17 protein-coding genes are annotated in these 21,721 nt (G+C 55.8%); 6 read left to right on the top strand and 11 right to left on the bottom strand.

Translation table 11 applies throughout. The annotated features are described in order from the left end of the window. The first annotated feature begins 8 nt into the window (after positions 1-8). The 3 genes from PFRI_RS08245 to PFRI_RS08235 are packed head-to-tail and all read left to right on the top strand — an operon-like array spanning position 9 to position 3,313. Complete coding sequence (locus PFRI_RS08245) at positions 9-857, top strand: MBL fold metallo-hydrolase (RefSeq protein ID WP_072630229.1); 849 nt, start codon at positions 9-11, stop codon at positions 855-857. 57 nt (positions 858-914) lie between these two features. Further along, the gene (locus PFRI_RS08240; protein ID WP_072630248.1) at positions 915-1,445 is read left to right on the top strand and encodes an RNA polymerase sigma factor; all 531 of its coding nucleotides are present in this window, start codon (positions 915-917) and stop codon (positions 1,443-1,445) included. Continuing rightward, a complete protein-coding gene (locus PFRI_RS08235; protein ID WP_072630228.1) occupies positions 1,442-3,313 on the top strand; it encodes a vWA domain-containing protein in 1,872 nt (623 codons plus the stop codon). The genes PFRI_RS08240 and PFRI_RS08235 overlap by 4 nt, the downstream gene beginning before the upstream one ends. Before the next feature lie 65 nt (positions 3,314-3,378). Here PFRI_RS08235 and PFRI_RS08230 read toward each other — a convergent pair whose 3' ends face one another. From PFRI_RS08230 to PFRI_RS08210, 5 genes are all read right to left on the bottom strand, one after another. After that, positions 3,379-3,846 (bottom strand): Hsp20 family protein, encoded by a 468-nt coding sequence (locus tag PFRI_RS08230; RefSeq protein WP_072630227.1) that lies wholly within the window; start codon positions 3,844-3,846, stop codon positions 3,379-3,381. A 145-nt stretch (positions 3,847-3,991) separates the two neighbouring features. After that, positions 3,992-4,810: a trypsin-like serine peptidase gene (locus tag PFRI_RS08225; RefSeq protein ID WP_072630226.1), complete on the bottom strand. Its 819-nt coding sequence runs from the start codon at positions 4,808-4,810 to the stop codon at positions 3,992-3,994. 58 nt (positions 4,811-4,868) lie between these two features. Then, entirely contained in the window at positions 4,869-6,188 is a 1,320-nt protein-coding gene (gene glcF, locus PFRI_RS08220; protein WP_072630225.1) for a glycolate oxidase subunit GlcF, read from the bottom strand. Further along, positions 6,172-7,299, bottom strand: a complete 1,128-nt coding sequence (locus PFRI_RS08215) for an FAD-binding protein (RefSeq protein WP_072630224.1) — start codon at positions 7,297-7,299, stop codon at positions 6,172-6,174. Before PFRI_RS08215 ends, glcF begins: the two co-directional genes overlap by 17 nt. Continuing rightward, positions 7,296-8,744, bottom strand: coding sequence for an FAD-linked oxidase C-terminal domain-containing protein (locus PFRI_RS08210; RefSeq protein ID WP_072630223.1), 1,449 nt, complete (start codon positions 8,742-8,744; stop codon positions 7,296-7,298). Before PFRI_RS08210 ends, PFRI_RS08215 begins: the two co-directional genes overlap by 4 nt. Positions 8,745-8,829: 85 nt before the next feature. Here PFRI_RS08210 and PFRI_RS08205 point away from each other — a divergent pair, with 85 nt between their 5' ends. Further along, the gene (locus tag PFRI_RS08205; protein ID WP_072630222.1) at positions 8,830-9,537 is read left to right on the top strand and encodes a DUF599 domain-containing protein; all 708 of its coding nucleotides are present in this window, start codon (positions 8,830-8,832) and stop codon (positions 9,535-9,537) included. A 47-nt stretch (positions 9,538-9,584) separates the two neighbouring features. Continuing rightward, positions 9,585-9,944, top strand: coding sequence for a hypothetical protein (locus tag PFRI_RS08200; protein WP_072630221.1), 360 nt, complete (start codon positions 9,585-9,587; stop codon positions 9,942-9,944). A 9-nt stretch (positions 9,945-9,953) separates the two neighbouring features. Here the strand turns inward: PFRI_RS08200 and PFRI_RS08195 are convergent, their stop codons facing one another. The 4 genes from PFRI_RS08195 to PFRI_RS08180 are packed head-to-tail and all read right to left on the bottom strand — an operon-like array spanning position 9,954 to position 16,601. Next, on the bottom strand, positions 9,954-11,996 hold the full coding sequence (locus PFRI_RS08195; protein WP_072630220.1) for a hypothetical protein: 2,043 nt from the start codon (positions 11,994-11,996) through the stop codon (positions 9,954-9,956). After that, positions 11,993-14,725 carry a DUF4159 domain-containing protein gene (locus PFRI_RS08190; RefSeq protein WP_072630219.1) on the bottom strand — a complete coding sequence of 911 codons (2,733 nt, stop codon included), beginning with the start codon at positions 14,723-14,725 and terminating at the stop codon, positions 11,993-11,995. The genes PFRI_RS08195 and PFRI_RS08190 overlap by 4 nt, the downstream gene beginning before the upstream one ends. Further along, on the bottom strand, positions 14,722-15,594 hold the full coding sequence (locus tag PFRI_RS08185) for a DUF58 domain-containing protein (RefSeq protein WP_072630218.1): 873 nt from the start codon (positions 15,592-15,594) through the stop codon (positions 14,722-14,724). The genes PFRI_RS08190 and PFRI_RS08185 overlap by 4 nt, the downstream gene beginning before the upstream one ends. Continuing rightward, positions 15,591-16,601 carry an AAA family ATPase gene (locus PFRI_RS08180; RefSeq protein WP_072630217.1) on the bottom strand — a complete coding sequence of 337 codons (1,011 nt, stop codon included), beginning with the start codon at positions 16,599-16,601 and terminating at the stop codon, positions 15,591-15,593. Before PFRI_RS08180 ends, PFRI_RS08185 begins: the two co-directional genes overlap by 4 nt. 67 nt (positions 16,602-16,668) lie before the next feature. Here PFRI_RS08180 and PFRI_RS08175 point away from each other — a divergent pair, with 67 nt between their 5' ends. Continuing rightward, positions 16,669-17,238 (top strand): DUF1285 domain-containing protein, encoded by a 570-nt coding sequence (locus tag PFRI_RS08175; RefSeq protein WP_072630216.1) that lies wholly within the window; start codon positions 16,669-16,671, stop codon positions 17,236-17,238. 70 nt (positions 17,239-17,308) lie between these two features. Here PFRI_RS08175 and polA read toward each other — a convergent pair whose 3' ends face one another. Both polA and PFRI_RS08165 read right to left on the bottom strand, forming a co-directional pair. Then, a complete protein-coding gene (polA, locus tag PFRI_RS08170; protein WP_072630215.1) occupies positions 17,309-20,104 on the bottom strand; it encodes a DNA polymerase I in 2,796 nt (931 codons plus the stop codon). An 83-nt stretch (positions 20,105-20,187) separates the two neighbouring features. Further along, positions 20,188-21,564 carry a calcium-binding protein gene (locus PFRI_RS08165; protein WP_072630214.1) on the bottom strand — a complete coding sequence of 459 codons (1,377 nt, stop codon included), beginning with the start codon at positions 21,562-21,564 and terminating at the stop codon, positions 20,188-20,190. Positions 21,565-21,721: the final 157 nt, after the last annotated feature.

The raw sequence follows: 21,721 nt of genomic DNA, 5'->3' as shown, positions 1-21,721 counted from the left end.
ATCGCCCCATGTTGTGTCGTATCGGAGATGTCGAAGTCTGGCGCATTCTGGAATCCAACGATCCCTTCAAAACCCCCGAAGAGCTTTTCCCGGAAGCGGGCCCTGATGTACGCGACATCATCCAAGCGCATGTGCCGGGCGCGTGCTGTGCGCAATCAGGCAAGCTGATCTTGCCTGTCCAAGGCTTCTTGTTGAAAACACCGGATCATCTGATCCTTGTGGATGCGTGCGTGGGAAATGATAAAACTGTGCCGAGCATGCCCGAGTGGCATCAACGCAAAGGCACGCGTTTTATGAGTTCCCTTGCCGCGGCTGGAGCGACGGTAGACGATGTGAATTACGTTTTGTGCACGCATTTGCACACGGATCACATTGGCTGGAACACGCAATTGATTGATGGTCGTTGGGTGCCAACGTTTCCGAATGCGACATACATGCTGCCTGAGGCGGATGACGAGTTTTTTAGCAAACATGCGGGCACGGCCTATGAAGAAAGCGTTCTGCCTGTGGTCGAGGCTGGTCAATCAGAGCGGGTCAGCACGGGGCATATGCTTGGGGACTACGTTTCGCTCATTGCGACGCCGGGTCACACGCCGGGGTATGTGTCAGTGTTGATCAAAAGCAGCGGGGCAGAGGCGGTGATTACGGGGGATGCTTTGCATACGACGGCGCAACTTGCGCATCCTGAGTGGCACTTCAAATACGATATGGATGGGGCCCAAGCCGTGGCATCGCGTCGGACCCTTCTTGGTGAAGCGTCCGAGCGCAACCAGCGCGTGCTTGGTAGTCATTTCCAGTTGCCCTCCATTGGGCGTGTGCGCGCCAAGGGTGATGCCTTTGAGTGGGACGCAGACTAATTTCGAAATAATTTCCAAGGATTGACCTCTGCGCTCCGTCCTAAGACCATAATGCGCATGAACACAGGTGATACAGAGCTGGCAATGGCCGCAGCAGGCGGGGATGCAAAGGCGTTCGCGATACTGCTCGAGCGCTCTTATGATCGGCTTTTCGGCCTGTGTTTCCGCCTCATGGGATCGCGCGCGGAGGCGGAAGATCTGTGTCAGGATATTTGCGCCGCACTCCCTACAAAGCTTGCGCGTTTTGAGGGCGGCTCGCAATTTTCCACATGGCTTTATCGCGTCGCAGTTAATGCAGCCCATGATCGTCGGCGCCGCGCGGTTACGCGCGCCAAAGCGAGCCAAGGTTGGGGCGATTGGGAAGTCAACCGAACCGAAGTCAACAAAGAACAGGCAGACGCGCAGGACTGGTTAATGCAAGCGATTGGCACCTTGCCAGATGATCTGCGCGACACGGTGGCCTTGGTCATGGATGAAATGAACCACCGTGAGGCGGGCGCAGTTCTAGGCGTGTCCGAGGGGACAGTAAGCTGGCGCATGAGCGAAGTGAAAAAGCACCTAAAAGCGATAAAGGAGAGCGAGCAATGAGCGACGAATTCGACGATCTGAAGCGCGCTTTTGATAGCGCAATGCCCGCGCCGGACGCAGCGAAGCGTGCAGCTAATTTGGCTTTAGCTCAAGAAAATTTTGCGGCGCTCCAAGGATCGCCCTCTGCGCCACGTCCTATATCTGACGCCCCGAAGATGGGTGGGTTTGGTAAAGGACTACGTACAATGTTTGATGCACTCTCATCGAAAGCCGGCTTGACGGCAACGACAGCTTTGGCCGCATTTGGCTTGGTCATGGTTTTGCCTGTCTTGCAGTATGGCCCGCCTGATGTGTTCACTCAAGAGCCAGCGGTTATGATTGAAGCGCCGATTATGGAACAGGCGGAAGATTTCGCCGTCGGCGCTATTGCGCAAGACGCTGTACCAGCCCCCGCACCACGCATGATGAGCAAACAAGCAAACCGTACGCGTGTTGCGCCTACGGCTGGCTTGGTCGCGGATGCGCCGATGATAATGCCAGAGGCGAATACAGAAGCCTTCGCAAGCGCGCCTGAAAACAGCTTGAAAGTCACGAGTGAAACGCCTGTTTCGACCTTTTCAGTTGATGTGGACACAGCGAGTTATGCGATTGTGCGCGCGTCCTTGATGAACGGACAATTCCCGCAGAAAGCGGCCGTGCGGATCGAGGAAATGGTGAACTATTTCCCCTATGATTACGCCGCGCCAGAGAGCGGTGCCTTTGCGACGTCACTCGCAATGATGCAAACACCGTGGAACGAAAACACCCAGCTTTTACGCATCGCGTTACAAGGCGAAATGCCAGAGATCGAGGCACGCCCGCCGCTGAACCTCGTGTTCTTGATCGATACGTCGGGTTCGATGAACCAGCCTAACAAACTGCCGCTCTTGAAGCAGTCCTTGCGTCTTATGCTTGGTCAGTTACGTGCACAGGATCAGGTGGCCATTGTCGCTTATGCAGGCAGTGCGGGGCAGGTTTTAGAGCCTACTGCGGCAAGCGAGCGTGATGTGATCCTTGGTGCTTTGGATCGTCTTGCAGCGGGCGGCGGTACAAACGGACAAGCGGGTTTGCGGCAGGCGTATGCGCTGGCAGACCAAATGCAGGAAGAGGGCGACGTCAGCCGCGTTTTGTTGGCGACGGATGGGGATTTCAATGTGGGGCTCAGCAATCCTGATACTTTGAAAGACTACATCGCGGAGAAGCGAGACAGCGGAACTTTCCTGTCAGTGCTCGGGTTTGGGCGCGGCAATCTGGACGATGCGACGATGCAAGCGTTGGCACAGAACGGAAATGGTCAGGCGAGTTATATTGATAGCTTGCCAGAGGCGCAAAAGGTGCTGGTGGATCAACTCACGGGCGTTTTGTTCCCGATTGCTTCGGATGTGAAAGTGCAGGTCGAGTTCAATCCCGCGACCGTCGCGGAATATCGTTTGATCGGCTATGAAACGCGTGCGCTGGCCCGCGAAGATTTCAACAACGACAAGGTGGATGCGGGTGATATCGGGGCGGGTCATCAAGTGACGGCGCTTTATGAGGTCACGCCTGTTGGCAATGAAACGCAGGTTGATGCGCTGCGCCACAATGCAGAGACGAGCGACGGCCCAAACGATGAGCTTGGCTTCTTTAAGCTGCGTTACAAAGCGCCGGGCCAAGCGGAAAGCCAACTTATTGAGAAAGCGATCCCGACGACCCTAGCGCCTGATCGTGAACTTGAATTCGCAGCGGCTATTTCAGGTTTTGGCGAGTTGCTGCGCGGCAGTGAGCGTCTTGGTGTTTGGAGCTACAGTGACGCTGTTTCGATGGCAACTGCCTCTCGTGGGGAAGACACATTCGGGTATCGCGCTGAGGCGATCCGTTTGATGCGCCTTGCTGCTTCTTTAAGTGAGTAGACACGAAAAAAGGCCCGAGTGGGAGAACCTCGGGCCTTAATCCATCCTAGTTAACTAGGATCGCCTTAGTTGACGGCTTTCGCCTCAACCACGTCTTTCTGCACCGCACTTGCGCGCGCAATTTCGATCTGCCGCGGTTTCAGCGCTTCGGGCACTTCGCGGGCCAGCTCGATATGGAGCATGCCGTCTTCATGGCTCGCCCCTGTGACACGCACATGATCGGCGAGATGGAAGCGACGCTCGAACGCGCGGGTCGCAATGCCGCGATGGAGATAGGTGCGTTCAGTTGTGTCTTCCCCTTTGCGGGCAGAGACAAAGAGCGCGCCGTCTTTCACTTCGACGGAAAGGTCAGCATCGGTAAAACCAGCGACGGCGATCGAGATGCGATAGCCCTCTTCAGAGGTCTTTTCGATATTATAAGGGGGGTATGTGTTGGCGCTGACGTCGTTGGACATAACACGGTCCATCATGTCTGCGATTTGGTCAAAACCAATAGATGCACGGTGCATCGGTGCGAAATCAAAAGTACGCATGGGTCATCCTCACTTGAGCAATAACAATATGTTAGCGGCCTTCCCATTCGGGACAGACCAGTTCGCGCAGCCCATCATTGGCGCTGCGGTGTTATTGATTTGGGGAGGGGTTTTTCGGTTTCAAGAGGGGGATGAGCGGATTTTTTCAGGGCTTCACAAACTTGGCACCGGAAATTGCGCGACCTTCGATTGCATCTGCATTGCGGCTTTCTTGAGAGCCTGTGACGCTGAAACGTCCACGCCCCGCCGCCAATTCTGCGCGTAAACGCGCAAGCGGGCTTTCAAGTGCGGTGCCGAGCGAAACGGGAATTCCCTTCACTTCGGCCTTGGCAGAGACGACAGAAACGATCTTGGCTGAATCCCCATCCATCGTGAAAATAGGCGCACCAGAAGAGCCGAAATTTACGTCACATGACATGACCAGAACGCCCTTTTGGCGGGCCATGACGTGGCATATTTCTTGCAAAGATGGGGCCTCAGAGCGATCCAACGCATAAGAGACAACACCGATTTTGTCACCCTTTGCTGGGCGTTCAGCGGTTTCAAACGGGATGACTTGCGTGTTGCGAATGGGGCGATCAAGTTCGATCAATGCGAGGTCATTGCGCACGCGATCTGTCGTGGCAGTTCCATCATAGAGGTAGTCAGGATGCACCACAGCGCGGCGCACATTGCGATACGCAGAGGCGCGGCCATCGCGCCAACCCGCTAGAAATTCCATAATCTCGTGATCAACACGCTCGCCCGTGTCGCGATCAAAAAGGCAATGCGCAGCGGTCAGCACAAGATCAGGGGCGATCAAAGCGCCTGTGCAAAACCCTTTGCCGGCCACATCAAGCCGCCCAACGCCTTCCCAACCGCGCGATTCATCGCCCGTGTTGAGACGTTTTAACCCGCTGGATTGCGCATTTGCGAAAGTCGCATAAGCAATTGCTATAGAGATCAGAAATACGATCCGCGTCATGCGGTCTCCAATTACGTTTCACACCAGATAGGCGTGACCTGCGGCATAATTAAGGCAATCAGCGCAAAATTGGAACGTCTGAGACAGGTTTCGTACTGTCCATCTTCGCAGGGCGCGGACCACCCGTCGCCCAGTCGAGTAATTCCACGGTATGTACCACAGGAACGCCCACAGCAGAGCCGATTTGCATCATGCAGCCAATGTTGCCAGCGGCGATCACATCAGGGTTTTTCGCCATCAAAGTGGTGACTTTACGCTCTTTGAGCTGCTGCGAAATTTCAGGCTGCATAAGGTTGTAAGTCCCTGCGGATCCACAACAAAGATGGCTATCTTTCGGCTCGACCACGCTAAATCCTGTATGCTTGAGCAAGTCTTTTGGGGCTGTCTTGATCTGTTGCCCATGCTGGAGCGAACACGCCGCATGATAAGCCACAGTCATTTCCGGTGCGCCGCCCGCAGGCAGGTCCAAGTCCTTCAGAACTTCGCTGACGTCCTTGGCGATTGCAGCAACACGTTTTGCGTCTGTTTCCAAAGGATCGCCCGCGAACATGTGACCGTAGTCTTTTACTGTGGTGCCGCAGCCAGAGGTGTTGATCACAATCGCATCAAGGCCGTCGGCGTCCATCTCGCGCTTCCATGCTTTGATGTTTGCTGCTGCCGCTGTGTGGCTCTCGGAGGTTTTACCCATGTGATGGGTCAGCGCGCCGCAGCATCCTTGACCTTCGGCGATGACAACTTCGCAGCCAAAACGAGTAAGCAAACGAATAGTAGCGTCGTTGATATCCGTATCGAGCGCGCGTTGCGCACAACCTGTCATCAAAGCCACACGTTTCTTGCGCGGTGCCAAAGGCGCAAAGCTTTGCGGATCGTCGTTACGGCTGACGGGCGGTACTTGTTTCGGCGCCATAGAAATCATCGCGCGCAAGCGCTTTTCAGGTATGATCCGCGAGAAGGGACGCGCCATTTTTGCGCCCAGTAGAGCGATCCGAAAGCGCGTGGGGTAGGGCAGAATACGTGCAAGCACCCAGCGCAGTGCGCGCTCACTCATGGGACGTTTGTAGTTTTCCTCGATATAACTGCGCGCGTGATCGACCAGATGCATGTAATTCACACCGGACGGACATGTGCTCATGCAGGCTAGGCACCCAAGACAGCGATCGATGTGTCCGACCGTTTTTGCGTCGGGTACGCGGCCTGTCTCAAGCATGTCTTTGATGAGGTAAATCCGGCCGCGCGGGCTATCGAGCTCATCGCCAAGCACTTGATAAGTTGGACAAGTTGCAGTGCAAAATCCGCAATGCACACAGGATCGCAGGATCGAATTGGAACGCTGGATTGCGGGGTCTTGCATCTGCACATCGCTAAATTCGGTCTTCATGACAGGCCCCCATCAAGCCGGGATTGAGCAAAGCTATTGGATCAAATCGCGCGCGCAAGTCTGCGCTGAGCTTGGTAATTGGCGCTGGTTCAGGATGAAAGCGGGCGCGCGTACTGAACGTGTCTGCGCTGGCGCGCATTAGCGTCGCGTGACCAGCAACAGTCATTTTTGCGCGCACATCTGTTCCACTGGGCATCGTCAGCCAAATCAACCCACCGCCCCAATCGAGCTGCGCTTGGCTTGGATTGAGTACACTCAAAAGGTCAGGGGCGTCACTGGGTTTGACTGATATACGCCACAGATCGCCTTGCGTGTTTTTAAAGCGGCGCGCATCACGAATATCGCACCAAATTTGAGTGCAGAGGTCTTGGTCATCCAGAGCTTCAATAGGCCCAAATTCTGCCAAAACACCAACAAGTTGCGCTGCACGATACCGTACAGAGGCTTCAAACCCCTCAAGTCGTAGCGACACGGCCCCGTTCACGTCATAGGCTGCGCCGGACACTTCAAAAGGGGAGCCAAGCGCGGCAGACATAGCAGCGACCGCACGCAAGGGATCGAGGCCTTTTATGCGCAAACACAGCTGCATTTCCACGCTCGGCAGTACCTTTATCGACACTTCACTTAGCACGCCTAAAGTCCCGTGCGCGCCACTCATCAGTTTCACGAGGTCGTAGCCGGTCACGTTCTTCATCACGCGACCACCATTCTTCACTACATCGCCCAAGCCATCCACAAACCGCACGCCGAGCATGAAATCACGGCATGCACCTGCGGAAATGCGGCGTGGGCCGGACGCATTTGACGCAGCCACGCCGCCAAGCGTGCTGGTGCCGCTCGTGCCAAGAACATCGCGCAGATCGGCGGGTTCAAAGGCGAGGCGCTGGTTCTCAGCGGCAAGTGCGGTTTCGATCTCTGCAATCGGCGTGCCTGCTTGCGCCACAAGCGTCAGGGCACCCGGCTCATAAAGCGTAATCCCGCAGAGACCACTGGTGTCGAGCACATTTCCATCGGGCAAGCCCATCAAACGCGTACCGCCCCCTTTGATTTGCAAAGGCGTTTTGGCATCGGCGATCAACTCTGCCAGCTCTAATTCTGACGTTGGTTTCATTCTGCTGCCACCTGCAATGCGCGACGCGTATCAGAGGCGTCGAGCGGGAAAACCTTCGCTGGATTGAGCAGCCATTTGGGGTCAAACACGTCCTTCACGGCCATCTGCGCATTGAGATCAGCAGGTGCATATTGCACATGCATCAGATCGCGCTTTTCGATGCCGACGCCGTGTTCACCGGTCAGACAACCGCCTGCTTCAACGCAAAGCTTGAGGATTTCGGCACCCATCGCCTCGCAGAGTTCCAGATCGCCTTCTTTATTGGCATCAAACAAAATGAGCGGATGCATATTGCCGTCGCCCGCGTGAAAAACGTTGCCCACATCAAGGCCGAATTCCTCGGACAACTCATTGATGCGGCGCAGAACCATCGGCAAGGACGACACCGGGATCGTACCATCGAGGCACATGTAATCGTTGATTTGCCCCATCGCACCAAACGCGCTTTTGCGGCCAAGCCAGATGCGAGAAGCCTCGTCACTATCGCGCGCTTCGCGGAACTCAACAGGGTTGTGACGCTCTGCAATTTCGCGAATGAGCTTGAGTTGCGCGTCGATTTCAGGCTCGGAGCCTTCGACTTCGATGATCAGAAGTGCTTCGCACAAAGGATAGCCCGCCTGCGCGTAATTCTCTACGACTTCGATCACGCGGCGGTCCATAAACTCAATCGCAACAGGCAAAACGCCCGCTTTGATGATGTCGGACACGCAAGCGCCAGCGACTTCATTGGAATCGAACCCGACCAAAACAGGGCGCGCACCTTCTGGTTTGTGCAAAATCCGAAGGGTCGCTTCGGTCACAACGCCAAGCTGCCCTTCAGAGCCGCAAATGACACCGAGTAGATCAAGCCCACCACTATCGAGATGCGCCCCGCCGATTTCGACGACTTCGCCGTCCATCATCACCATCGTGACCCCCATGAGATTGTTCGTCGTCACGCCGTATTTCAAACAATGCGCCCCGCCAGAATTCATCGCGATATTGCCTGCAATCGCGCAGGCGAGCTGGCTCGACGGGTCAGGGGCATAAAAGAAACCATCCTCCTCAACAGCGCCAGAAACGCTCAGGTTTGTGCGTCCTGTTTGGACGCGGATCACGCGGTTGGCGTAGTCGGTGTCGAGCACATCGTTCATCCGCGCGACGCCCAAGATGACGCAGTCCGCGGTTGGCAGCGCGCCGCCTGCAAGGGACGTGCCCGAACCGCGCGGTACAACAGGCACATTCATCTCATGGCATATGCGCAAGATTGCGCTGACTTCTTCGGTGGAGCGGGGGAGCACGGCCAAGAGCGGTGGGCATTTGTATGCCGTCAAGGCATCACACTCATAAGCGCGGGTTTCCATTTCGTCCTCGATGACCGCATCCGAGGGCAAGACTTGCAAGAGCCGCGAAACGAGTTCCGCTTTGCGTGAAAGTACGATTGGATCGGGGCTTGGCATGTCCATGGACGCGTCCTTTTCAAGATTGGTAATAAAATATAACCAATTTATTCTGTTGGCAAGCAATGATTGGTAAGCCTATGAGACAGGCATGGATATTCTCGATCGTCTCGCCCTTTTTTCCTATCTCGATTATAGCGCAATCGGGCTGTTGTTTATGCTCTGGCTGATGATCGGTTGGCGCATTGAGCATCCGTCGAAAAAACACGCGTCTGTGTCTGTTCTGATGGCAGAATATCGACGCGAATGGATGCGCCAGATGGTGACCCGCGAGCCGCGCATTTATGATGCGGCTATCCTCGCGAGCTTGCGACAAGGCACAGCGTTCTTTGCTTCTGCGAGTTTGATTTCAATTGGTGGCGTTCTCGCGCTGATCGGAAATACGGACCAACTCATTGGAATCGCCGATGATCTTACATTAGATCGCGATCCTAGCATCGTTTGGGAGCTAAAGCTCTTGGTCACGTTGTTCTTCGTGACAAATGCATTTCTGAAATTTGTGTGGTCCAACCGTTTGTTTGGCTATTGCGCAGTTCTGATGTCAGCGGTGCCCAATGATATTACCGACCCTCGTACTATGCCGCGCGCGATGCAGGCGGCAGAGATTAATGTCACCGCTGCGCGAGGGTTCAATCGTGGTTTGCGATCAGTCTACTTCGGATTGGCAAGCGTCGCATGGCTGGCGGGACCGATTGCTTTGATCGGGGCGAGCTTGATCACCTGTCTGGTCCTATGGCGACGCGAATTTGCATCGCAATCGCGCGACGTGTTGCTCTCTGGTGACGCTCATGGCGCTTAACACCCTTGTGATTGCCCGAATCGCAAATCGCGCTCTAGGGGTTAGTCATGAAAACAACAGCACACCTCATCGCGGCCTTGCTGGCCGCAGCACCCGCCTTTGCAGAGGCACCCAAAGTTACCAATGCAGTTGCGAAATCGACGGGCATGGGCTGGAATTTTAGCGTGACGCTAGAGCATCCCGACACAGGATGGGAACATTATGCAGATGGTTGGGAAATTGTTGACGCGACCGGCAAAGTGTTGGGGACGCGCATATTGCATCATCCCCACGTGAACGAGCAGCCGTTCACGCGCAGCTTGAACAATGTGATGTTGCCGGATGGCACGCGTGAAGTGTTCGTACGTGTGAAGTGCAATGAGGATGGTTGGAAAGACAGCGGCTACAAGATTTCGCTTAGCCGCTGAATTGTTCCTTTAACGCCGACCTTCGCGCAGCCACGCGGCCAAGATCAAACCAGACGCCAAAAGCAAGACAAGCCACGCTGGCAAGAGTGGGGTTTGGCGCACGTTAAGTGTCTCGTAAGCGCCGCGCGGCGTGATCCCGAGCCAGCCACGACCCGCTGCAGGACGTCCTTCGCGCACGGTTCGAATTGTCGGTATGCCGTCCTCAAGACGCGCAACGCCGCCGCGTGTATCATCGATCAAAGGTTGCAGCAGTTCAGCCGTCGCTATCGTTTTCTCAAACTCGCGCGGTGCTGCCGGTCCAAGACCGATGACGGTTTCATGGGTGCCGTCGTTTAGGCGGTAAAGCCCAATCTCGGCACCTGTGAATTGCGTTTCGAAGCGGCCGGGCGCGGTTTCACTCAAGCTTAGTTCAGTGGTGCTGCCATCTGGCGAAGTGACAACAAAAGGCGCGGCTGTTTCTTTCAAAGTGCGGCGAGCAATGCGCATGTTTTGACCCGTGGCTTCAGCCAAGAGCGCGTCTTCCTCAAGCTCAGGCTCGCCCATCATCCAATGCGCAAGGCGGCGTAGGAGCTCCAGTTGCGGACCACCGCCCTCAAAACCACGGTTCCAAAGCCACGCATGATCAGAGGCAATCAGCGATACGCGTCCCTCACCCACACGGTTCAGTATTAACAGAGGTTTGTCATCCACCCCTGTCATGATCACATCGCCAGCGCTTGGTTCGACTTCGATCTGGCGCATCCAGCGGCCCCAGTTTTGTGTGTCGGGTAGGCCAGCAGTCACGGGATGGCGGTTGCCAAGATCGCTAATGGTGGGCCGGAACCCCTGTTCGATCACTCGCGCAGTTGGAGCGGCGGGCATGATTTCTGCCAAAGGCGAGCGGTAGATACTGTCAGCAGAGGCAAAGTCAGGACCGGCAGCAACCAGAACCGCGCCGCCCTCTTGCACATAGCGCACCACGTTATCGAGATAGATCGTCGGTAGAATGCCACGCCGCTTGTAGCGATCAAAAATGATCAGATCGAAGTCTTCGATCTTTTCCAAGAACAACTCGCGGGTTGGGAAAGCGATAAGCGAAAGCTCCGACGTTGGAACGCCGTCTTGCTTCTCTGGCGGGCGCAGAATGGTGAAGTGAACGAGATCCACAGAGCTATCGGATTTCAACAAATTGCGCCACGTTCGACCCCCTGGATGGGGTTCACCAGAGACAAGCAAAACGCGCAAACGATCCCGCACACCGTTCATCTGGATCAAGGCTGTGTTGTTACGATCTGTCAGTTCCCCATCAGCGCTCGGAACCGTGAACTGGATCACATTACGCCCGCCATGGGGCAGCGTTAGAGGCAACTCAATGTCTGCGTCGACAGGCACTTCGAAGCGCTGGGGCGGTCCACCATCAATAGAGATTTCGAGTGGCGCAAAACCCGTGCCAGCAGGGGCAGCACCCATATCTTCGATCTTGAGCGTGAGGGTGACAGGTTCACCAAGGATCGCGAAAGCGGGGGCGTTAGTGACGCTAAGGCGGCGATCCCAATCGCTGCTTTTTCCACTCATTAGCAAGTGAAGCGGGGCAGGCATGTCAGGCGCGCGCTCAAGATCATGCAAGCGACCGTCGCTTACCAAAAACGCACCAGCGATGCGCGATTGCGGGAGTTCTGCGAGCGTGTCGTTCAAGGCGGTTAACAGCTGCGTTCCGGCATCGCCTTGCCCATCAGGAACGGTGACGCGTACAACGTCTGTGCCATCACGTTCCATGAGCGTCTGCTCCAAGCGATCTGTTGCCGTGCTAGATATTTCGGCGCGCTCCGCAAGCTTTTGCGAGGCGCTCTCATCGCTCACAATCACGACGATGTCGTTAAGATTGCCGCGCTCTTCGCGTTGCAAGTTCGGCCCCGCAAGCGCTGCGATGACAACGACACCACCCAAGCCACGAAGCCAAGCCCCGGCCAAGCCCCGCCACAACGCGAGTGCAAGACCCGCGAATACGACAACAGCCGCAGCGATCAAAAGCGCCAAAGGAACGAGCGGATCAAAGACGATTGTTTGGGTCATTGGCCGAGCCGATCGAGGAGGGCAGGCACGTGCACCTGATCTGATTTGTAGTTGCCTGTCAGCACATGCATCACAAGGTTTACTCCAAAACGGTATGCCAATTCACGCTGACGTTCGCCTGCGAAGCCACGCCCAATTGGAAAAATCGAATTGCCACGCGTGTCCATCGCCCAAGCCGCCGCCCAATCGTTGCCGCCAATCACCACAGGGCTGACGCCATCGTTGAGGTTGCGAAAAGGCATGCCCTCTATACGTTCAGCGTTCTTCGGCGCCGCTTCCACCCAGATATCGCGCGCGGTGTGACGACCGGGGAAGTCTTGTAGTAAATAGAACGTGCGCGTCAGCACGTGATCTTGCGGCAAGGGTTCTAGGGGCGGAATATCGAGTGGCTCGGCTAAAGCGCGAAGTTTCGTACCGTTCGGCGAGGACGCACCAAAGCGTGCAATATCAGCATCACGTGTATCAAACAGGATCATCCCACCCGAGCGCAGGTACTCATTCAACTTGGCATATGCGTTCGCAGAAGGGGTGGGCTGGCTAGGTGTAATTGGCCAGTAAAGCATCGGGAAGAACGCGAGTTCATCAGTTTCCAGATCGACGCCGATTGGATCAGCAGGCTCGATCGAAGTTCTGAAAAAGAGCGTCTCTGACAATCCGCGTAGACCCGCCTCTGCCGTGTTATCAATGGCTTCATCGCGGGTGATCACATAGCCCAACACCATTTCAGACGAGGCGGCGAGCGCAAAGTCGTCTTGTTGGGCATCAGCGGGCAAACCAAGCAACATCAGCGCACCCACGCCTGCGACCGCGCCACGTAGGCGTCCCGACATTGCGAGCGACGCGACGATATCTATCATCAAGAGCGCAAGTGCGAGCCCAAGAAGGATGCCCGCCAACGGTGTCTCCGGTTGAGTTTGCAAAGGTCGAATGTCGGTGCCGCTCGGCCAGTTTGCAGCACTCAATTCTGTTTCAGCACTTATCACATTGCGCGCGATACGGCGCGTGTTTCCTTCGTAAAGACCGGGCTGCAAATCAGGGCCAAGTACGTCGCTCAGCAAACGCTCGCCCGCTATCCCAGCGAGGCTATCCGCATTAGAAATCCGCCCAAAGCCATCCATGACGCTGATGGGCTGCCAGACGCTTCCGTCCAGATCACCCGCTTGTGGCATTCCTGCGAGCGAAGAAATCGCAAGACGATCCAGCATACTGACGAATAGCCCAGAGAGCGGCAGGCTAGACCATTCCGCATTGGCGGTGACGTGGAAAAGCACAACCTGCCCATCGCCAAGGGGCTTGCGCGTGACCAAAGGTGTTCCGTCACTTAGGCTCGCAATGACACGGTCTGCAAGCGTCGGATCAGGTTGCGCCATGACTTGCGAGCGCACGGTCACATCCGCGCGTGGTTCAAGTCCGAAAAACGGGCTTTCCTCGGTAAACGCGGCGAGTTCTTTGGGCGTGCCCCAACTCATCGCGCCGCCAACAGTGCGTCCACCCGCACGCAAGCGCACTGGCATGAGTGTGTCCTCTTCGCTGCGGCTGATCTCGCTCGCGGCAAGGCGCGTTCCGGCGAAACGCACGAGCAAGCCGCCTTCTTGGACCCATTCGGTCAATTCAGCTTCTTCAACAGGGGCGAGTTTGGCAACATCGGCCAAGATCACGACATCCGGCGCAGCAGGAAGGATATCGAGCAAGCTGCCCTCAAGTAGTTCTGCGTTTGGCTCTAACGCTTGGCGTAGGTAGTGAAGTGGCGAAAGCAGCTCCAAGCCTTCGCGATCTTCGCGCCCTGCAATCAGCGCCACTTCGCGGCGTCTGAGGCTGTCATCCGACAATGAAACGGCCCCCGCAGAGCGCACACCAGTCAACGCAAAATGCGTCACGCGTGCACGCAGTTCTGCAGGGAGCGAGATTTCTTGGATAGCTGTTTTCGCGCCGCTCTCGAAGACGATATCTGCTTTGGCCAGAATACGCGCAGCCCCCGAGGGGTCTTTGCCGTGCACGTCTGCCTGCACCGTGCGCGCAGGGCCAGCGACAGAGCGACGTGCTTCCAAAATGGTTGCGCCGCCCTCAAAACGCGCGGGGGCAAGTGCTATGCTTTCGCCTTGTGATGCGAGAATACGCAGCGCGCCTTTGGCGTTGAAAAGATCAGCGATTTCATCGCGTGTTTGGCGAGCGAGTTCGTCAGAAAGCCATAGCGTATCGAACCCTTGCTCGGGCAATAGCGCCATCAACGTATTCATATTTACGCTCGGTTCCCACGCATTCGGAGTAAGCCCAGCGAGCGTGCTACGCACCTCATTTGCAGATTGAAACGTCACTTGCTCTGGCGCGCTCAGGTTCAAAATCGCGGTCGTGCGATCGGTGCGTTGCGCGTCATCAAGAATGCGCTCCACCATGCTGATGCGCGCGTTCCAATCAGCAGCGCTCGCCCAGCTTGCATCCATCGCGATCAAAAGTGGGCCGCGACCGATATCGTCGCTACGCGGGTTAAGAATCGGGCCAGCTAATCCAACAATCAGCGCGGCTATCGCAAGCATGCGTAAAAGCAAAAGCCACCAAGGGGTCCTGTCACTGACTTGTTCTTCGTCCTTGAGGCCCAGCAAAAGCGTGACACCCGGAAAGATGCGTCGAATAGGGGCAGGCGGTACAGCGCGCAGTATGATCCATAGGATTGGCAACGCGACCAGCGCGAGCAAAAGCCAAGGAGAGAGGAAACCAATTGCGCCAATCATGCGGAACGCTCCATCGCACTATGTAGCCAGAGTAGCGCGGATTGCGCAGATGCATCCGTGTGATGCGTGGTGAATTGCCAGCCTGTGACACTGCAAAGATGCGAGAGGGTTTCTTTTCGCGTTGCGAGTTTTTCAAGGTAACGCTCTTTGAGATCGTTCGCTTTGAGCGTTTCATATCGCAAGGTCTTGCCTGCACTCTCAAAGATAGTACGCCCGTGGAAAGGGAAGCTTTCTTCTGCAGGATCAAGTACTTGCATCAACACGCCACGCACGCCGCGATCAGCGGCTTTGGTGAGGGCGGCCTCGACAGCGTCGATGTCACCCATAAAATCTGAAATGAAGAGCGCCCGCGCATGTGGCAGCATCGCGCGCGCTTCTGGCACACCGTAGTCCGTCTGATCTGCATTGGAAAAATGCTCTGCAAGTCGCAAAATTTGTGCACGTCCACGACGTGGTGGCAGGGCAGTTCCTGTAACACCAACACGTTCGCCACCTTTGATCAGCAAGATCGCAGACGCGAGTGCAATGAGCCGCGCGCGGTCGGCCTTCTCAGGGAGGTTCTTGTCGCTCGCAAAACGCATTGACGCAGATGTATCGAGCCAAAGCATCACACTTTGCGCCACTTGCCATTCGCGTTCGCGCACGAATTCCATGTCAGAACGCGCAGAACGGCGCCAATCAATCATGCGGCGCGCATCACCAGTTTGAACCGGACGATATTGCCAAAAATCATCGCCCATGCCCGCGCGCCTGCGCCCGTGCTCGCCCAGCAAGACAGTGCCTGCCAAGTGCTCAGCACGCGCCAGAAGTGGCGGCAGGCGGGAGGCTTCACGCTCCGCATCAAGTCGAAGGGCGCGGGGGGATGTCACGCGGCGTTGGCCTTGGAACCAGTGATAGTCTGCGCGGTTTCGAGGATCAGGTTGGACAAGCTATCGCCCCGCGCGCGCGCTGCAAAGTTCAGCGCCATGCGGTGAGATAAGACAGGTTCCGCCATGTCGATCACATCGTCGGGCGAGGGGGCGAGCCGCCCATCAAGCAGTGCTTTGGCGCGTACAGTCAGCATCAAGGCTTGCGCCGCGCGCGGACCCGGACCCCAAGCAACCGTTTCTTTCACACGTTCGCTTGCGTCGGGTTCGTCGGGGCGGAAGGCACGCACAAGATCGAGGATCATTTCTACAACGCTTTCTCCAACAGGCATGCGGCGCAAAAGGGTCTGAGCCGCGAGCAGTTCGTCGGTGCTAAACACTGCGTGCGCTTCGTCCTCAGCAACACCGGTGGTCGCAATCAAGATGTCACGCTCGGTTTCACGATCGGGGTAGGGCACATCAATTTGAACGAGAAAGCGGTCAAGCTGAGCCTCAGGGAGGGGATATGTGCCTTCTTGCTCGATCGGGTTTTGCGTGGCGAGCACGTGAAATGGTGCGGCGAGCGGGCGATCTTCACCAGCGACGCTTACCATCTTTTCCTGCATCGCTTGCAAGAGGGCTGATTGCGTGCGCGGCGAGGCACGGTTGATTTCGTCAGCCATTAAGAGTTGGCAGAAGATAGGACCTTCGATGAACTTGAACGCGCGGCTGCCGTCGCCGCCTGTTTCAAGGACTTCGGAACCAAGAATATCGGCTGGCATAAGGTCAGGCGTGAACTGCACGCGATTGCCGTGCAGCCCCATGACCGTGGAAAGCGTTTCGACGAGACGGGTTTTGCCAAGGCCCGGGAGACCGATCAGCAGAGCATGCCCCCCACACAGCAGCGCAGAGAGAGTTAGGTCCACAACCCGCTCTTGACCGATGAAGCGGCGGTTGATGGACTCTTTCGCATCGCGCAGACGCGTGCCCAACGATTCGATATCTGTGACTAAATCTTCTGCGCTGGACATGACAACTCTCCCTTGAACTCTAGGTGTGATGCTATGAGACTAGGCGGCGGAGGACAAATAGCAAAACATGGTTGGACAAAATATTGTGACCCCGGATGCGGCAGGCATCGCGGCATCCGCCAAAGCGGCATCCAAAGGACGTAGTTTACCGCCCGTTCATCTGTGGAATCCACCGTTTTGCGGTGATTTGGATATGCAGATCAAACGCGACGGGACTTGGTTCTATATGGGCACACCTATCGGCAGGTTTGAGCTCGTTAAGCTGTTTTCGTCGATTTTGAAGCTGGAAGACGGGAAGTATTTTCTCGTGACGCCCGTCGAGAAGGTTGGGATTACGGTTGAAGATGCGCCGTTTGTAGCGGTGGACTTTAACGTTTCAGAGGGTGTTTTGACGTTCGAAACCCATGTGGGTGATTTTGTTGCGGCTGGTGCCGAGCACCCTATTCGCGTTGTGCGGGATGCAAAGACGGGGGAACCTTCGCCCTATATCATGGTCCGTGCGGGGCTAGAGGCGTTGATCGATCGCAAGAGTTTCTATCGTTTGGTCGATGTTGGAGTCCACCACGAAGGCTGGTTTGGTGTTTGGTCTGACGGTGTGTTTTTTCAGATTATTCCTTCGAAAGAACTGGACGGGTAACAGCTCTTTTTGCGAAAAGAGCTGGCAAATGCCTTTGCAAAGGCATTTGCTGCTGTTGCGTCTTGTTCGTTTAGTGTGCTTCCGCCCAGTTCGCACCTTGGCCTGCATCAACGATCAATGGTACGTCGAGTTTGACGACAGGATCAGCAGCGTTTTCCATGACATCTTTGGCGGTTTTGATCAATTTATCAACGCCGCCCTCATCTACCTCGAACAACAGTTCATCGTGGACTTGAAGTAGCATTTTTGCAGGCTGGTCAGCAATTGCATCGGGCATGCGGATCATTGCGCGCCGGATAATATCGGCGGCTGTCCCTTGGATCGGAGCGTTGATCGCGGCACGTTTTGCAAAGCCTGCATGAGGGCCCTTTGCATTGATATTGGGTGTGTGAATCACGCGACCAAAGAGGGTCTCAACGCGATCATGCGCTTTGGCGAATGCGGTCGTGTCGTTCATGTATTCTTTGATACCCGGGAAGCGTTCAAAGTAGCGGTCGATAAAGCCCTGCGCCTCAGAACGTGGAATGCGCAGATTACGCGCAAGACCAAAGCCCGAGATACCGTATATAACGCCAAAGTTGATCGCTTTGGCTTGGCGGCGCACATCGGGGGTCATCTCATCGAGCGGTACGTCGAACATTTCCGAAGCGGTCATCGCGTGGATGTCTTGGCCATCACGGAAGGCTTGTTTGAGGCTGTCGATATCAGCGACATGAGCGAGGATGCGCAACTCGATCTGGGAGTAGTCCAGCGCTACAAGGACTTTGCCTTCTTCCGCGATAAATGCCTCACGAATGCGTCGCCCTTCTTCGGAACGGATCGGGATGTTTTGCAGGTTCGGATCTGTTGAAGCGAGACGGCCCGTCGAAGCACCCGCGATAGAATAGCTCGTGTGCACGCGACCCGTGTCTGGATTGATGTGATCTTGCAGCGCGTCTGTGTAGGTGGATTTCAGCTTGGACAACTGACGCCAGTCGAGCACACGGCGGGGGAGTTCATGTTCGGTGGCAAGGTCTTCGAGCACATCAGCGCCAGTCGCATATTTGCCGTTCTTACCCTTTTTACCGCCTTCTAGACCCATTTCATCGAACAGGATTTCGCCCACTTGTGCAGGGCTGCCGACGTTAAACGGACGTCCTGCGAATTCGTGGATTTCTGCCTCAAGCCCCGCCATTTTCTGTGCGAACGCATTCGACATACGGCTCAGCGTGTCGCGGTCAACTTTGATTCCGTAACGCTCCATTTGGGCCAGCACTGGCACCAAAGGACGTTCCATCGTTTCATACACGCGCGTTGTTTTGGCAGCATGTAAAGAAGGTTTTAGCACCTGCCAAAGGCGCAGGGTGATGTCGGCGTCTTCAGCGGCATAGTCAGTCGCTTGATCAATAGGCACGCGGTCAAAGGTGATCGCGGATTTACCTGTGCCAAGCAGTGGTTTGATCGGGATTGGGGTATGGTTCAGGTAACGCTCTGACAACGCGTCCATACCGTGATTATGCAGGCCAGCGTGCTGCGCGTAAGAGAGCAGCATCGTGTCATCAAAGGGTGCAATATCAATACCGTAGCGCGAAAAAATCTTCGCGTCGTATTTCATGTTTTGGCCAATTTTCATGACCGATTGGTCTTCGAGCAGAGGTTTCAAAGCGGCAATCGCGGCTTCCAAATTTATCTGACCGTCAGCCAAATCATCCGAGCCAAACAGATCATCGGTGCCAGCATCCTTATGGGTCAAGGGAATGTAGCACGCCTTGCCCGCCTCAGTGCAGAGCGAAATCCCAACAAGATCAGCGCGCATGTCGTTCAGGCCCGTCGTCTCGGTATCCACTGCAACATAACCGCGTTCATAGGCGTGATCGATCCAGGGTTGCAGCGCGGCCATGTCGCGAACGCAAGTGTATGCGGCGTCCTCAAAAGCGATGGCTTCAGGGGCATCACTTGGCGCTGCGATCGCGACATCTTTGATTTCTGGCATAGGCGCATCGAGGGCCTCTGAGATGCGCTTTGTGAGCGTGCGGAATTCCATGCGCGCAAGGAAATCAATCAGCTCATCTGCGATGGGGTCACGTACTTCGAGGTCATCAAGGGTGAAGTCGAGCGACATGTTGCCATCAAGGGTCACGAGGCGTTTGCTTAGCTCAATCTGCGCGCGGTGGTCGATCAAAGTCTGGCGGCGCTTGGGCTGTTTGATTTCTTCGGCGCGATCCAGCAGCTCTTCAAGGTTGCCGTATTCATTGATCAGCAAAGCCGCAGTTTTGATGCCAATGCCGGGTGCGCCGGGAACGTTATCAACGCTGTCCCCCGCGAGCGCTTGCACATCGACGACGCCTTCCGGGAAGACCCCGAATTTCTCGAACACACCATCACGGTCAATGCGTTTTTGTTTCATCGCATCGTACATTTCGACGCCGTCGCCGACGAGCTGCATCATGTCTTTGTCGGATGAAATAATCGTGCATCGCCCACCCGCTTCGCGCGCTTGGCGGGCAAGGGTGGCGATAATGTCGTCGGCCTCAAAGCCCTCGATTTCTTCGCAGGCGATATTGAACGCTTTGGTCGCCTCGCGGGTCAGCGGCATTTGCGGACGTAAGTCTTCTGGCATCGCCTCGCGGTTGGCTTTGTATTGGTCATACATGTCGTTGCGAAAGGTGTGGCTGCCTTTGTCGAAAATCACTGCGACGTGGGTCACATCACTGCCTGCATTTCCCTCAACATAGCGTTGCAGCATGTTGCAAAAGCCCGACACAGCGCCGATGGGCAAGCCATCAGATTTGCGCGTTAGAGGGGGCAGCGCGTGGTATGCGCGAAAAATGAAGGCAGAGCCGTCAATCAGGTGGAGATGGCATCCTTTGCCGAAAGTCGTGCTCATGAAAAAATGCCCCCGAAGCGAAATTGCGTCGAGGGCATATTAGACGTGTCGGGCTATGCGATGCCAGCCCGTATCTGATGTGTTTATGCGATAGAGCGATCTACGCTCGCGAGCGTAACATCAGCGGCAGTAAGGATACCTGCGGCACCGCGCACCGATGCGAGCCTGACACCATCGATCAAAACATCAGCGTTGCCGCCATTATCAGCGACGGTCACGACAGGTGCGGGCAAGCTTGCGTCGTGCTCTACAACGATCATGTCATCCGCCGCGGCAAAGTCAGTGATTGTCATAATGCGATCAGGTGCAGCATCACCGTTCAAGTGGAAGGTATCGTCTCCAATTCCGCCGACGCCGACGTCGCCAGTTTCCAAGAACAACGCGTCGTTGCCACTACCGCCACTTAGGAAATCGGCAGCCGTATCAGCGACAGGTGGCATCGCAAAGCCGCTGACATCAACGCCTGCGAAGGGTGCAGAGGCGAGAATGTCAGCGATAGGCCCACCTGTTGCCAGGGCAGCATCAGTGAGGACCAGTTCATCAAGTGCTGCTTCCATCTCAGCCGTCCAGTTTCCAGCACCAGAAGTTGTGCGGAAGAAGTTGGACCCACCACCGATTATTGTGTCATCCCCATTGCCACCCTCAAGCGAGTCGTTGCCGTCACCGCCAATGATCAGGTCATCTGCGTCGCCGCCGGAAATAACGTCCTGACGGTCGTTCCCGAAGAGTTCATCGTTGCCTTCGCCGCCGATAAGAAGATCTGTGCCAGCGCCGCCGCCAAGGGTGTCATCCCAAGTGCCACCATCGAGCGAATCGGAGCCGGTGCCACCGCTGAGGAAGTCACGGCCGGAGCCGCCGAGGAGGGTGTCTGCGCCATCGCCTCCAAGCAATGTGTCGTCGCTTGATTGACCTTCGATGAAGTCATCGCCAGCGCCGCCAGAGAGCATATCTTGTCCGCGCTCTCCATTGATTGAATCGTTACCAGTACCACCATTCAACGTATCAAAGCCGAAGTTTCCGATCAGCGTGTCATCACCTTCGCCACCATCTAGGCTGTCAGAGCCATCTCGACCCTCGAGTAGATCGTCGCCTGTGCCACCGATCAACGTGTCCTCGTCTGTGCCACCGTTGATCGTGTCATTGCCAGCGCCACCGTCAAGAACGTCATTGCCGCCTCGACCTAAGATAAAATCGGCTGCGTCTGTCCCTGTAATGACATTGTCCAGTGAGTTGCCAACCAAATCCATAACAGGTGGCGGCGGTCCTGGTTCCGTTGGAGTGGTTACTGGCTCCACCGGTGTGGTTACAGGTTCCATTAACGTTGGATCCGTTTCGGGATCTGGCTCAAGCTCGGGATCTTCGAGCATCGGGTCTTCTACAGGGTCGCTGCTGCTACCGTCAAACAAACCAAACAAGCCGCCGATCAATAACAATGGTAGCAAAATAAACAGAATTTCCACGAAAATTTCCCCCGAAATTTGAAATAAGAGGCGCGCCAAGCCTGAAATGTGTCAAAACCATGGCGGAGTTAACGGGGTCACTCAAGGGAAAGTTGTTATACCGCTGCTACCCCAAAACCCGAATTTTTTCATGGGTTATGACGCGGAAATTGTCTGA

The sequence above is a fragment of the Planktotalea frisia genome (genome assembly GCF_001890925.1).
Taxonomy (GTDB): Bacteria; Pseudomonadota; Alphaproteobacteria; order Rhodobacterales; family Rhodobacteraceae; genus Planktotalea; species Planktotalea frisia.
Note: the sequence above shows the minus strand (reverse complement) of the source record. Positions and strands in the feature narration are given on the sequence as shown.